We start from the raw sequence: 12611 nt of genomic DNA, 5'->3' as shown, positions 1-12611 counted from the left end.
GTGCATAATGGATGCATGAACTCCGGGAGAACTCTCGAGCTGACACCAGTGGACGCAGCAACTGACGCGTGCTGCGAACCGTCGGGGCAACCCACCATCGATACCTACGAGGCGCAACTTCGGGCCTCCGTCTTCAAAGCCCTCGCAGACCCCAACCGCCTGCGCCTTCTGTCCATCGTCAAGGGCTCGGAGGGCGGTGAGGCGTGCGTCTGCGACCTCACGGAGCCCCTGAGCCTGGGGCAGCCAACGGTGTCGCACCACCTGAAGATTCTTGTCGACGCGGGCCTGCTGCATCGCGAGAAGCGGGGCACCTGGGCCTACTACTCCCTGGTTCCCGGTGCTATCGAACGGACCACGGGACTCTTGGAAAGCCTGTGAGCAGCGAGGCCACCATCCGGCCGATGTCTCCCTCAGACTGGCCCGCGGTCAGGGAGATCTTCAGCGAAGGCATCGCCTCTGGGCATGCCACCTTTGAACCCGCGGCACCGGACTGGGAGCAATTCGACGCCACACGACTCAAGGATCACAGGTTTGTGGCTGAGTTCTCTGGCCGCGTTCTTGGCTGGACCGCCGTTTCTCCCGTGTCATCGCGGGCCGCGTACTCCGGCGTCGTGGAACATTCCATTTATGTCGCCGGAGAAGCCAGGGGCCTGGGAGTTGGGAAGCGCCTTCTACGTGCACTCATTGCTTCCACGGAGAAGGCAGGCATCTGGACCATCCAAGCCAGCGTTTTCCCCGAGAATGCGGCCAGCCTCAGACTTCACGCCGCCGAAGGATTTGCAGTCGTCGGCAGGAGAAGTCGTATCGCCCGTATGCCGCACGGACCACGTGAAGGACACTGGCGGGACACCGTCCTGATCGAACGCCGATCCTCCACTATCTAGCCCTCCTAGGGCCCTCACGGAGGGGGCCCTTCCCTTTGTGTGGGCGTATGGCATCCTGGCCGGGATCCTGTTGGGCGGGCGGTACTGGAGGGGCCAGCGGCTCGGCGAACCGCGGCCACCGTACAACGTGCAAGCCAAGCGACGGCGGAGGCGGAAGAGCAAGTCACGAGCGAAAGCGAAGCAGAAGCAGATCGTTTGAGGACGGGCGATACCCCCGTTTCGACGGCTCCGTGCGTATTAGACGGAAGGAGTCGTCTAATACGCACGGAGTCATCTAGGTGGACTCAACAGGAGCCGGACACCTACCGCCCTACCGACGCTTCTTCTTCCTCGCGTGGCCGCACAACCGCATCCCCGGAGGATCGTCCGAGCTTACTGGGCCACCAGATCCTGCTGCCGATGTCGTACGCCAGCGCCGGGACCAACAGCGACCTGACCAGCACCGTATCCAGCAGCACCCCGAACGCGACGATGAAGGCCAGCTGCACCAGGAACATGATCGGGATGACCCCCAGGGCTGCGAACGTCGCGGCCAGCACCACGCCGGCTGAGGTGATGACGCCGCCGGTTACGGCCAGGCCCCGCAGGATGCCGGGCCGCGTCCCGTGCTTCAGGGATTCCTCGCGGACCCGGCTCATCAGGAAGATGTTGTAGTCCACCCCCAACGCCACGAGGAACACGAATCCGAACAACGGCACAGTAGCGTCAGCCCCCGAGAATCCGAAGATTCCGTTGAACACCCATGCCGAGACACCCATGGCTGCGCCATACGACAAAACCACGGAAAGCACCAGCAGCACCGGCGCCACCACGGATCGCAGCAGGAGCATGAGGATGAACAGGATGACTACCAGGACGATCGGGATGATGACTGCAAGGTCGCGCTGCGCGGTGGTGTTGGTGTCCAGCGCAGTGGCCGTCACCCCGCCCACCAATGCCGCGGAATCAACCTCGCGCACGGCAGAACGCAGGGACTTCACTGCGTCCTCGGCTTCGATGGAGTCTGCAGCAGAGTTCAACGTCGCATTGATCAGCACCCTGCCGTCGCGCACGGCCGGTTCGGACGGGGTTCCCGGGGCTCCGGTGATCGGCACGTTCCCGTCAGCCAGGAGGTAGGCGTCACCCACGCCGTCGGCCGCTTTGACCTTATCCAGGACCTGCTGCGCGGCACCTTGGGAGGCGACCACGACGGCGGGGCTGCCGCTACCGGCGTCGAAATGGCGCGCCAGCGCGTCCTGGCCGTCCACGGCGTCGGACTTGGCCAGGATGACGTCGGTTTGTGGGACGCCGTTGGCTTTGAGCTGCAGCACGCCCGCGGACGCTACAAGCAGCAGGAGGACCGAAGCAATCCAGACCACCCGGGGGCGCTTGGAGACGAGGGTTCCAACGCCCTTCCAGAGACCCTTTTGCCCCTCCAGGCCAGTAACAAGCTCGGGTTCGCGTTCGTCGTCGGGCAGTAGCTTGGGCCGGAAGGGCCAGAAGGCTGCACGTCCGAGCAGTGCCATAAGGGCCGGCAGGAGCGTGAGCGCGGCAAACAGTGAGCAGAGAATGCCGGCCGCCGCGACCGGGCCCAGGGCTTTGTTGGAGTTCAGGTCGGAGAAGAGCAGGCAGAGCAGGGCGATGATGACCGTGGCGCCCGAGGCGAGGATCGGCTCGAAAGATGCCTTCCACGCTGTGATGACGGCGCGCGTGCGGTTGGTGGTGTGTGTCAGTGCTTCACGGAACCGCGCAACATAAAGCAGTGCGTAATCGGTGGCGGCACCGATCACCAGGATGGACAGGATGCCTTGGCTTTGTCCGTTGAGTTGGATCCAGCCGAGCTTGGCCATGCCGAAGACCAGCAGGATAGCCGCGCACAGCGCGAACACCGAGGTGAACAGCACCGCCAGTGGCAGCACCACGGACCGGTAGACGAGCAGAAGGATCACGAACACTGCGCCCAATGCCACCAGCAACAGGATGCCGTCAATCCCGCCAAACGCGTTCACGAGGTCCGCGGTAAGCCCGGCAGGTCCCGTCACGAACGCTTTCATGCCATCGGGAGCCCCGGGCTGAACCACGTCGCGCAACTCCTTGACCTTATCCCGCAGCTCGTCGGAGGAGGACATGGGGACGATGAACTGGATGGCTTTGCCGTCTTCGGACGGGATAGGCCCGACGACGGCGCTCCCCAGCTTGAGTGCCTCGATGTCGGCTTTCAGCTGGGCTGCTTCGCCGAGCTGGGCCGGGGTGAACGCAGCACCGTTCTCAACGATGACCACTGCCGGGATCTCTTCGGAGTCCCTGAACTTGGCCTGCCAGTCACCGGCCTCCGTGGCTTCGGCGCCGGCAGGGAGGAACGATGCCTGGTCGTTGGAAGAAACTTCATCCAACCGCCCGAACGTGGGCCCTCCGATTCCGGCGATGCCCAGCCAGGTGATAACCAGGACCACGGGTAGCAGCCATCTCAGCCAGAACGGTACTTTCTGCGCGTTCATGCGTCCTTCTTCTCCGGGGATGATCACGGCCTTTATTCCATCATAGATTATCTCTATGATGGAACTATTCCAAGAGCGCCTGGAGCTGATGCCGGAATCCGGGGCCGCTGGGAGTAATATCCGGAAGGCAGTAAACAAGAGACGAACGCTGGCAGGAGGGCGGAAATGTCTGACCCATCAGCCCCGCGGCCCGAAGCCGGCAGGCCCGAAAACGCGGCCCCGCAGGAACTCGTACGGCTTCTCCAGAACTTCACCCTCGAAGCCAACCACTACGTCGACGCAGCCGGCGGACGCAACGACATGCACCGCACAGACCTCAATGCGCTCGCCGTGATCATGCGCCACTCCGCCGCTGGCCAGGTGGTCACGCCGGGCGTCCTGCGGACCGAGCTCCGGCTCAGTTCGCCCGCCACCACGGCCTTAATCGACAGGCTCCATGCGTCCGGGCACGTTGTCCGGGAACGGCTTGGCACTGACCGTCGGCAGGTCCAGCTACATATGACACCCAAGGCCTACCGCGACGGGAGCGCCATGTTCATGCCGCTGGCCCTCCGAATGGGCAAGGCCATGGCCGCCTACAGCGCCGAAGAGTTGGACCTTGTCACCCGTTTCATGACGGACATGGTGGAAGCGACGTTGGCCGCCCGCCAGGAAGCCACGAACCCTGAACCCAACTAGGTGACTGTTGGGTGCGCGTTCCGCCTGAATTCGCCTTCCTGGTTGTAGCGTTTCCCTATGAACGCGCAGCAGCCTGAAGATGTCTACACCCACGGGCACCACGAGTCGGTTGTCCGGGCCCACGCCTCACGGACGGTCGAGAATTCGGCGGCGTTCGTCATGCCGCATCTCACCCCCGGCACTTCCGTGCTCGACGTCGGGTGCGGCCCGGGGAGCATAACGTGCGATTTCGCGGGGCTGGTTGCCCCCGGCCAGGTAATCGGCCTGGACCGTTCACCTGACATCGTGGCCCAGGCTGCTGAACTTGCCTCGGAGCGCGGCGTGGACAACGTGAGCTTCCAGACCGGCAACATCTACGACCTCGACTTTGAGGACGAAACCTTCGACCTCGTCCACGCCCACCAGGTCCTCCAGCACCTGACCGACCCGGTTGCGGCGCTCCGGGAGATGCGCAGGGTGGCCAAGCCCGGAGCCATCGTGGCGGTTCGCGACGCCGATTTCCATGGCATGAGCTGGTACCCGGAAGTCCCGGAGCTCGACGACTGGATGGAGCTGTACCAGAAGATCGCCCGCCGCAACGGTGCAGAACCAGACGCAGGACGCCGCCTGGTCTCCTGGGCCCAGCAGGCAGGATTCACCCAGGTGGCGCCCACCAGCAGCAACTGGCTCTATGCCACCGCCCAGCAACGCGCCTGGCAATCCCGGGTTTGGAGCGAACGTGTGCTGCACTCCGCTTTCGCTGAACAGGCTCTTGAATACGGCCTGGCAAACGAAGCCGATCTTGCCCGGATCGCCGCCGGTTGGCACCGTTGGGGCGCCACGGAGGATGGCTATTTCCTCATTCCCAACGGCGAGGTGATCGCCCGCGCGTAGCGACCCGAAAAAGATGTGCCGCACCATGTAGAAATACCCGCCGCAGTTCCGACCCATGAATGAAAGCGCCCACACGGGGCGCCGTTCATAAGGAGTTTGAGATGAAATACATGATCATGATGTTCGGGTCGGCTGAGGGCATGATGGAAACCGCCGACCCTGAGTGGATCCGGGAAATGATCGGGTTCATGATCCAGATCGACAAGGATCTGACGGAGTCCGGTGAGATGGTTTTCAACGCCGGGCTGGCCGATGGCAGCACCGCAAAGCTCGTCAAGCAGACCCCGGACGGAGTCATCACCACCGATGGCCCCTTTGCCGAGTCCAAGGAATCCCTGGTGGGCTACTGGGTGGTTGACGTCGCCAGCGAGGAACGGGCTGTGGAGATCTGCGCGAGCATTGTGAAGTACTCGCAAGTCGTGGAACTACGCGCTATCCAGGAAGCGCCTCCGGAGGTCTAGCTGGAACACCCGCCGGAAAAGCGACTCGAGGACCTGCTGCGCACGCTGGCGCCGCAGGTCCTCGGCGTGCTGGTACGCAAGCACGGGCAGTTCGACGCTTGTGAGGACGCAGTCCAGGAAGCCTTGCTGGAGGCCTCCCTGCAGTGGCCATCCGAGTTGCCGCGCGACCCGAAAGCGTGGCTGATGGCCGTCGCCAACCGCCGCTTGGTGGACTTTTACCGGAGCGAAAGCGCACGACGTTCCCGCGAGGAACGCGTCGCCGCCATGGACGTCGACTTGTCCTACAGCTCCGCTCCGGCAACAGATGACACCCTCACCTTGATGTTCCTCTGCTGCCACCCGGCGCTCACGGCACCCTCACAACTCGCCCTAACGCTACGGGCAGTTGGCGGACTTACGACGGCGGAAATCGCCTCAGCCTTCCTTGTCCCCGAAGCCACCATGGGACAACGCATCAGCCGGGCGAAACAGGGGATCCAGAAGGCTGGAGCCACGTTCACCATGCCGCCGCCTTCGGAGCAGAAGGCGAGGCTCGGCGTCGTACTTCACGTCCTGTACCTGATCTTCAACGAAGGCTACGCTGCGAGTTCCGGGGCGTCGCTGCAGCGCGAAGACCTCACCACCGAGGCGATCCGGTTGACGCGGTTGCTGGTTGCTGCTGCGCAGTCGGAGCTGGAGGCCACCGGCCTGCTTGCGCTCATGCTGCTCACCGATTCGCGGCGGGCCGCCCGAACGCTGCCGGACGGGACTCCGGTACCGCTGGCGGAGCAGGACCGGAGCCTGTGGAACCACCAACAAATCGAGGAAGGTATCGCCCTGCTCTCTTCCGTGCTCGGACGCGGCCGTGCAGGTCCCTATCAGCTTCAAGCCGCGATCGCCGCAGTGCACGCCGAAGCAGCAACAGACGCCGCGACCGACTGGTCACAGATCCTGGCGCTCTACACAGTCCTTGAAGCCGTGGCGCCCAGCCCGGTAGTTACCCTGAACCGGGCGGTTGCCGTGGCCATGGTTGACGGGCCAGCCGCCGGGCTTGAGCTGCTGGACGGATTGGATTCCGTGCTTGGCCGCTCACACCGCTTGGACGCAGTCCGGGGTCACTTGTTGGAGATGGCCGGCTCCCCCGCCGAAGCCCGCGCCGCCTACCTCAGCGCCGCGAAAAAGACTGCCAGCTTGCAGGAGCGGCGGTACTTGTTGGGAAAAGTAGCGGGGCTGGGTACCGGCGGAGCTTGACCCACGACACACCCGTCGTGTCGGCCGAAATCACAACATTGTGGTTTATGTTACTGGTGTGACTGCTGTTGCCAATGTGCAAGCGCTCACGTAACCTCAGGACTGCCGAGAGCATCTGAGGGTCGCAGTCGCGCCTCCTCCAGAATCTCGCTCCCCCGTCCCGTTTCGAGGTTTCTGTACATGGCTTTATCCCGATCCGCCCGCGGGACCGCGGTGCTGTGCGCCGTCGTCGTCCTTTTCGGGGCAGTGGTAACTCCCTCAGCGGCTGTACCCGCAACAACTACCCCCCTCACTGTCCGGGCGTCTCCGGACGTGCCCTCGCCTGAGGAGATCGCGGCGGCCAAAGCCAATGAAGCGGCGACGGCGGACCAGGTCGCCTCCATTGAGCGGACCCTCGCAGACGCAGCCGCTGACCAGCAGGTTGCCTCCACGGCTGCCATGCAGGCCAACAACGCCTACAGCGAGGCCCTGGTGGAGCTGCAGCAAAGGACCAAAACCGCCTCTACAGCCCGCGCCCAAGCCTCTGCCGCCCGGGAACAGCAGGACAGGACGCGCAAACAAGTGGGGCAGATCGCCGGTGACCTGTACCGCAACGGTGGACTGAATCCCGCACTCGTCACGCTGGCCGGTGGCAGTGAAAGCTTCCAGCAGGCCGCCACGCTGGAGGCCCTCTCAGCCAGGCGAAACCGCGATCTTGAAGTTGCCGTCAGCGCCGCCGCCGCATCCAAGTCCCTGTCAGCAGCTGCGGATGACGCCACCAAAGCCGCGGACGACGCGGCCAAGACAGCGGAACAGCGCAAAACACAGGCTGACCAGGCCAACGCGGCGCAGGTCAAGGCTGTGGCCGACGCGAAAGCGCAGCGGACCACTTTGGTGGACCAGCTGGCCCAGCTCCGCAACTCCACTGTTGAGCTTGAGTCGGCCAGGGTTGATGCCCTGGACCGGCAGCGCGAAGAGGCACGGCTCGCGGCACTGACCGCCAGCACCGACAAGGCAGAGCAGGATCAGGCTCCCCGGAATCCGGCAACGTCGCCGGACACGTCTGGACCCGCTGCTCCGGCTCCGGCAGCCCCGGTCCCGGCAGCCCCGGTCCAAGGACCCGCCGCGCCTCCCGTTCCAGCACCGGCACCGGCACCCGAGCCAGCCCCAGCACCCGCCCCAGCACCTGCGCCGCCGTCTGTGCCATCCAGCGGGTCTTACGAAACAGCAATTTCCGTCGCCCTGGGTAAGGTCGGTTCGCCGTTCTACTACCAGTGGGGCGGTACCGGACCCTACGGGTTTGACTGCTCAGGACTGGTGCAGGCCGCCTTTGCCACAGCCGGGATGCGACTGCCGCGTACCGCCTCGCAGCAATATGCCGCAGCGCCCGTCCATGTCCCGCTCTCCCAGGCGCGGCGTGGAGACCTCTTGGTATGGGGTTCGCCGTCCAACTTTTACCATGTGGCCATCTATCTGGGGAACGGGCAGGTGGTGCAGGCTTTGAACCCCCAGGAAGGCATCACGGTCTCCAACATCAGTTCAATGGTGGGTATGGAGCTCTACCCCTTCGTGGCCAGATACTAGTTACTGGCTCACGGCTGCCGCAACCATCGGCCGTCCCATGCCTGGGTTGGTTCACCAAACCGGAAGGCTGAGGGATGATGAAGACGTGAGCAATCCGGACCCGGACCTCTGGGCAGAATTCGACAACCTCAAACCTGCCCGCCCAGATCCCATGGGCGGCCATCCAGACAACGAACCTGCGGGCTTCGGCTTCAGAACGGGTGTGCGCAGCGCGAAAGTCGCCCTTGGATTCGCCGTGTATGCCCTTATTCTGGGAACCACGCTGGTCATCACAGGCGCCGTAGTCTTCATTGCCCGGAGTCAGTGGCTGCTCCTGGGATTGATGGTGCTTGTGCAAGCTGCTTTCGTTTATGGGTTCATTCAGCTGGCCCGCCAAGCGCGCAATCGGCGTTCCCCGCGCTGAGGATTCCGGAGCAGTGGCATCTTCTGTGCCAAATGGCAGCGCTAACAAAGGAAGAACCCTTATAGTCGAACCCATGGAACAGCGCATACTTGGCAAGACCGGCCGATCCGTCTCAACCGTCGGGCTTGGCACCTGGCAACTCGGGGCGGACTGGGGGGATGTCAGCGAAGAAGATGCGGTGTCCGTGCTTAAGGCTTCCGTGGACCACGGCGTCACCTTCTTCGACACCGCAGACGTTTACGGTGATGGCCGCAGCGAGGAAATCATCGGAAAATTCCTCCGCGCCAACCCTGGCCTGGACATCACCGTAGCCACCAAGATGGGCCGCCGCGTTGACCAGGTGCCCGAAAACTACACTCTCGAGAACTTCAGAGCGTGGACAGACCGGTCGCGGCGCAACCTCCAACAGGACACCCTGGACCTCGTCCAATTGCACTGCCCGCCCACCGCCGTTTACAGCCGCGACGAAGTCTACGACGCACTCGACACGCTGGTCAGTGAAGGGGCCATCCGCAATTACGGGGTCAGCGTCGAACGGACAGACGAGGCCCTCGAAGCCATCAAGCGCGGGAACACCGCCTCCGTGCAGATCATCCTCAACGCCTTCCGCCTGAAGCCGCTCGATGAGGTGCTGCCCGCAGCGAAGGCGGCCAACGTGGGCATCATCGCCCGGGTTCCCCTGGCCTCGGGTTTGCTGTCCGGAAAATACACGGCTGCAACTGAGTTCCCGGCTGACGACCACCGCAACTACAACCGCGACGGATCATCCTTCGATGTGGGGGAAACCTTCTCGGGCGTCGACTTCGAAACTGGCGTCAAAGCCGCCCAGGAGTTCAGTGCATTGGTTCCCGACGGCGTCACCAGCTCCCAAGCGGCCCTCGCCTGGGTGGTGGCACAAGATGGCGTCACTTCCGTGATCCCCGGAGCTCGGTCCGCGGAGCAGGCCCGGATCAACGCCGAGGCTGGGGAGATGCCCGTGGTCGGGGCTGGATTGGCAGATGGAGTGCGGGACATCTACGACCGCTACTTCCGCGAAGCGATTCACCCGCGCTGGTAGCCGCCAGGCCGGCGTCGTACCTGTTTTTCACCAACCGCTCCGGGTGGGAGTGTGTCCCTTCCGGGCGTCGTCGGGCATGGCCATTTCGGCGCGCAGTCCGAGCAGCCTGATCGGGCGGTCCGGCTCGATTTTTCCGGTGAGCTCCAAGGCCTGGGTCAGGACGTCGTCACGGCTGAAGGTCTCCGGGATCTTCCTCGCATAGGTCTTGGTGAAGAAGGGCTTGTAGCGGACTTTCAGCGTAAGGCCCACCACTGGCCGGTCCTCGGCTGCAACATCCTCGAGGACGCGGGCCGTCAGTTCCTTGACGGCGGCCTCCACCTGGTCCGGTTCGGTGAGGTCCTGCTGGAAGGTGGTTTCGCGACCGTGGGCGCGGGCCACCCAGGGAGTATCGTCGACTTCCGTGGCGCCTTCGCCGCGCCCCAGCTGTGCGTACCACGGCCCCATCTTGGGGCCGAACTCCGGCACCAGGTCCTGCGGGTCTGCCGCGGCGAGTTGGTTGACTGTGGTGATGCCGTGCTTCGCGAGGCGCTGTGAGATTTTGCTTCCAACACCCCACAGTTCCTTGGTTGGCTTGTCTCCCATGACCTCCAGCCAGTTTTCCTTGGTCAGCCTGAACACCCCGGCGGGCTTGCCGAAGTCGGTGGCGTTCTTTGCGCGGACCAGGGTGTCGCCGATGCCGATACTGCAGTGAAGCCGGGTCTGTTCCAGTACAGCTTCTTGGATCTGCCCTGCGTAGGCTTCGGGATCCTCCGTTGTGATGCCAACAAAGGCCTCGTCCCAGCCGAGCACCTGAACCGTTGCACCCGGTTGTTCCCGCAGAGTCGCCATCACCACCTCTGATGCTGCAAGGTAAGCTTTCTGGTCGACCGGCAGGATGATGGCTTCGGGGACTTTCCGGGCCGCTACGCGAAGGGGCATCCCTGAGCCAACTCCGTAGGCCCTTGCTTCGTAGGATGCCGTGGACACCACAGCCCTTTCTGTGGGATCTCCCCTGCCGCCCACAATGATCGGTTTGCCCGCCAGCTCGGGCCGCCGCAGTACCTCGACCGCCGCAATGAACTGGTCCAGGTCAACGTGCAACACCCACGGGATTCCGCTCACGGGATCAGTCTGCCCCATGGACGCGGGCCTTGGCTGTACCTTCACCACCTTCTTTGGACTTGGCAGCTGCTGAAATCAACCTATTTCGGGCGCATTCCCCGCCCGACACCGGCAAAGTGGGTGGTGACGGCACGCGTCCCAACCACTCCCTTCACCGGCATAAGCTGAGGTGGTGCAATTTTCTCTCTGGCTGGCCTTGGTTGGTGCCGGCACCCTGATCAGTTTCACTCCCGGCGCGGGTGCCATCTTCACCATGAGCAACTCGCTCAACTCCGGCTTCCGACGTTCCATTTGGGGCATTCTGGGCCAGCAGGTGGCGTTGGTCATCCATATCCTGATCGTGGCCCTGGGTGTGGGTGTCCTGGTTTCCAACTCGCCGGTCATCTTCAATGTGATCCGATACGCGGGCGCGGCCTATCTGGTGTACCTCGGCATCCGGCAGTTCCTTCGGAAACCCGATCTGGACGAAGAACAGGTTGAGGACAAGAAGAACGAACCCGCACTATCCATGTTCCAGCGGGGCGTTTGGGTCAACCTGCTGAACCCGAAGGCCATTGTCTTCTTCCTGGCCTTCATGCCGCAGTTCATCCGCCCGGACCAGCCGTTGGTCCAGCAATACGTGGTGCTGACCGCCACAGTTTTGGCGATCGACATCATGGTGATGTGGTTCTTCTTCGCCCTTGCAGCGCGTTCGTTCCAGCGTTTCACCCACGACCAACGTGGCCAGAAGGTCCTCAACCGCATTTTCGGTTGCTTGTTCGTGCTGGTGGGCATCCTGCTGGCAGTCATCCACTAGCCAGGATCAGCTGGAGACCGTAGAACCCCGCACTACCAGCGAGCTCTCCAAGGTCACATGCGGCTCCGACAATTCACGGCCCTCCATGAGCCCGCGCAGCTGCTCCCCCGCTTTGCGTCCCAAGGGGGTCGCCGGCAGGTGGACGCTGGTGAGGCTGGGGTTGCTGGTAGCCGAATAGGGCAAGTCGTCGAAGCCGGCCACAGCCAATTCTTCGGGGATGCGGACCCCCTCCACCCGCGCCTCCTGCAGCATTCCATAGGCGTGCGTATCGGTACCGCAGACGACGGCGGTCACCCCCTCACGCTGCCATCCCGGCCAGGCGGCGGCAAACGCGGCGGCGGCAGCACCGACGTCGATCGCTGTTCTGATGATGTGCTCCTGCGAGACCACCAGGCCAAGGGAAGCGGCTTCCTCGAGGAAAGCTTCCCGGCGCAACTGGAACGTGGCCGTTCCAGTGATGCCGTCTACATACGCCGCCCTCGTGTGTCCGGAGGAAGCCAAGTGCCGGGCCAGTTCGCGGGCACCCTGGGCTACATCGAGGTTGACGGACGGCGCGAAGCTCTCTAGCCCGGGGGCGTCCAGGAGCACCAGGGGTGCGGCCGCGGAGAGGTCTTCAAGGAACCCTGCACTGGGCGCGCCCACCAGCAGGCCCGCCGGGCGGAGGGCCAACAATTTGCGCACGTCGGAGGCCTGCGGCGACTCCCCGGCGTCGGTCACTGACAGCAGCAACTGGTATTCGGCACCCAGCGATTCCCGCACGCCGGCGATCACGTTGGCAAAGAACGGGTTGGACACGTCCGGCGTCACCAGGATGACGATGGAGCTGACCCCGCGGGCCAGCGAGCTGCCGATGCTGTCCACTACGTAACCAAGCTCGGAAATGGCCGTGCGAACGCGGGAGATGTTGTCATCGGATACGCGACCCTGCGTCTTGCCGTTGGCCACCAGCGATACGGTCGCCGTGGAAACGCCGGCTCGGGCGGCCACCATCGCGGCGGTCACTCGTGGCGCGCGTACATGGCGCCGATCCAGGGATTCCATGCATCGATCGTAGCGTTGTTATCCCGCCCTGACCTGCGAGAAGGCAT

13 protein-coding genes are annotated in these 12611 nt (G+C 63.8%); 10 read left to right on the top strand and 3 right to left on the bottom strand.

What is annotated here, in order from left to right:
- Positions 1 to 15: 15 nt before the first annotated feature.
- On the top strand, positions 16 to 378 hold the full coding sequence (locus tag J2Y68_RS12480; protein WP_309993862.1) for an ArsR/SmtB family transcription factor: 363 nt from the start codon (positions 16 to 18) through the stop codon (positions 376 to 378).
- Between the two features lie 23 nt (positions 379 to 401).
- A complete protein-coding gene (locus J2Y68_RS12475) occupies positions 402 to 884 on the top strand; it encodes a GNAT family N-acetyltransferase (protein ID WP_309993861.1) in 483 nt (160 codons plus the stop codon).
- Between the two features lie 302 nt (positions 885 to 1186).
- On the opposite strand, the gene J2Y68_RS12470 is transcribed toward J2Y68_RS12475, so the two are convergent.
- Entirely contained in the window at positions 1187 to 3361 is a 2175-nt protein-coding gene (locus tag J2Y68_RS12470) for an MMPL family transporter (protein WP_309993859.1), read from the bottom strand.
- 165 nt (positions 3362 to 3526) lie between these two features.
- On the opposite strand from J2Y68_RS12470, the gene J2Y68_RS12465 reads away from it, so the two are divergent.
- From J2Y68_RS12465 to J2Y68_RS12435, 7 genes are all read left to right on the top strand, one after another.
- Positions 3527 to 4039 (top strand): MarR family winged helix-turn-helix transcriptional regulator, encoded by a 513-nt coding sequence (locus J2Y68_RS12465; protein WP_309993857.1) that lies wholly within the window; start codon positions 3527 to 3529, stop codon positions 4037 to 4039.
- 57 nt (positions 4040 to 4096) lie between these two features.
- Positions 4097 to 4912, top strand: a complete 816-nt coding sequence (locus tag J2Y68_RS12460) for a methyltransferase domain-containing protein (protein WP_309993855.1) — start codon at positions 4097 to 4099, stop codon at positions 4910 to 4912.
- Positions 4913 to 5013: 101 nt separating this feature from the next.
- The gene (locus J2Y68_RS12455) at positions 5014 to 5373 is read left to right on the top strand and encodes a YciI family protein (RefSeq protein WP_211713652.1); all 360 of its coding nucleotides are present in this window, start codon (positions 5014 to 5016) and stop codon (positions 5371 to 5373) included.
- A complete protein-coding gene (locus J2Y68_RS12450) occupies positions 5374 to 6603 on the top strand; it encodes an RNA polymerase sigma factor (RefSeq protein ID WP_309994315.1) in 1230 nt (409 codons plus the stop codon).
- Between the two features lie 180 nt (positions 6604 to 6783).
- Positions 6784 to 8166, top strand: coding sequence for a C40 family peptidase (locus J2Y68_RS12445; protein ID WP_309993853.1), 1383 nt, complete (start codon positions 6784 to 6786; stop codon positions 8164 to 8166).
- A gap of 37 nt (positions 8167 to 8203) precedes the next feature.
- The gene (locus tag J2Y68_RS12440) at positions 8204 to 8569 is read left to right on the top strand and encodes a hypothetical protein (RefSeq protein WP_397335004.1); all 366 of its coding nucleotides are present in this window, start codon (positions 8204 to 8206) and stop codon (positions 8567 to 8569) included.
- Positions 8570 to 8642: 73 nt separating this feature from the next.
- On the top strand, positions 8643 to 9626 hold the full coding sequence (locus tag J2Y68_RS12435) for an aldo/keto reductase (RefSeq protein WP_309993850.1): 984 nt from the start codon (positions 8643 to 8645) through the stop codon (positions 9624 to 9626).
- 27 nt (positions 9627 to 9653) lie between these two features.
- On the opposite strand, the gene J2Y68_RS12430 is transcribed toward J2Y68_RS12435, so the two are convergent.
- Entirely contained in the window at positions 9654 to 10745 is a 1092-nt protein-coding gene (locus J2Y68_RS12430; protein ID WP_309993848.1) for a DNA polymerase IV, read from the bottom strand.
- 154 nt (positions 10746 to 10899) lie between these two features.
- Here J2Y68_RS12430 and J2Y68_RS12425 point away from each other — a divergent pair, with 154 nt between their 5' ends.
- Positions 10900 to 11523: a LysE family transporter gene (locus tag J2Y68_RS12425; protein WP_309993846.1), complete on the top strand. Its 624-nt coding sequence runs from the start codon at positions 10900 to 10902 to the stop codon at positions 11521 to 11523.
- A gap of 6 nt (positions 11524 to 11529) precedes the next feature.
- Here the strand turns inward: J2Y68_RS12425 and J2Y68_RS12420 are convergent, their stop codons facing one another.
- Entirely contained in the window at positions 11530 to 12564 is a 1035-nt protein-coding gene (locus tag J2Y68_RS12420; RefSeq protein ID WP_309993844.1) for a LacI family DNA-binding transcriptional regulator, read from the bottom strand.
- Positions 12565 to 12611 lie beyond the last annotated feature (47 nt).

This window comes from Paenarthrobacter nitroguajacolicus (assembly GCF_031455195.1).
Lineage (GTDB): Bacteria > Actinomycetota > Actinomycetes > Actinomycetales > Micrococcaceae > Arthrobacter > Arthrobacter nitroguajacolicus_D.
This window is presented reverse-complemented; position numbering and strand designations above follow the sequence as displayed.

Bases quoted from the DNA above. Each gene is read 5' to 3' on its own strand.
- J2Y68_RS12475 (WP_309993861.1), top strand. From the start codon at position 402: ATGTCTCCCTCAGACTGGCCCGCGGTCAGGGAGATCTTCAGCGAAGGC.
- J2Y68_RS12440 (WP_397335004.1), top strand. From the start codon at position 8,204: ATGCCTGGGTTGGTTCACCAAACCGGAAGGCTGAGGGATGATGAAGAC.
- J2Y68_RS12420 (WP_309993844.1), bottom strand. From the start codon at position 12,564: ATGGAATCCCTGGATCGGCGCCATGTACGCGCGCCACGAGTGACCGCC.
- J2Y68_RS12445 (WP_309993853.1), top strand. From the start codon at position 6,784: ATGGCTTTATCCCGATCCGCCCGCGGGACCGCGGTGCTGTGCGCCGTC.
- J2Y68_RS12460 (WP_309993855.1), top strand. From the start codon at position 4,097: ATGAACGCGCAGCAGCCTGAAGATGTCTACACCCACGGGCACCACGAG.
- J2Y68_RS12465 (WP_309993857.1), top strand. From the start codon at position 3,527: ATGTCTGACCCATCAGCCCCGCGGCCCGAAGCCGGCAGGCCCGAAAAC.
- J2Y68_RS12470 (WP_309993859.1), bottom strand. From the start codon at position 3,361: ATGAACGCGCAGAAAGTACCGTTCTGGCTGAGATGGCTGCTACCCGTG.
- J2Y68_RS12435 (WP_309993850.1), top strand. From the start codon at position 8,643: ATGGAACAGCGCATACTTGGCAAGACCGGCCGATCCGTCTCAACCGTC.
- J2Y68_RS12480 (WP_309993862.1), top strand. From the start codon at position 16: ATGAACTCCGGGAGAACTCTCGAGCTGACACCAGTGGACGCAGCAACT.
- J2Y68_RS12430 (WP_309993848.1), bottom strand. From the start codon at position 10,745: ATGGGGCAGACTGATCCCGTGAGCGGAATCCCGTGGGTGTTGCACGTT.
- J2Y68_RS12455 (WP_211713652.1), top strand. From the start codon at position 5,014: ATGAAATACATGATCATGATGTTCGGGTCGGCTGAGGGCATGATGGAA.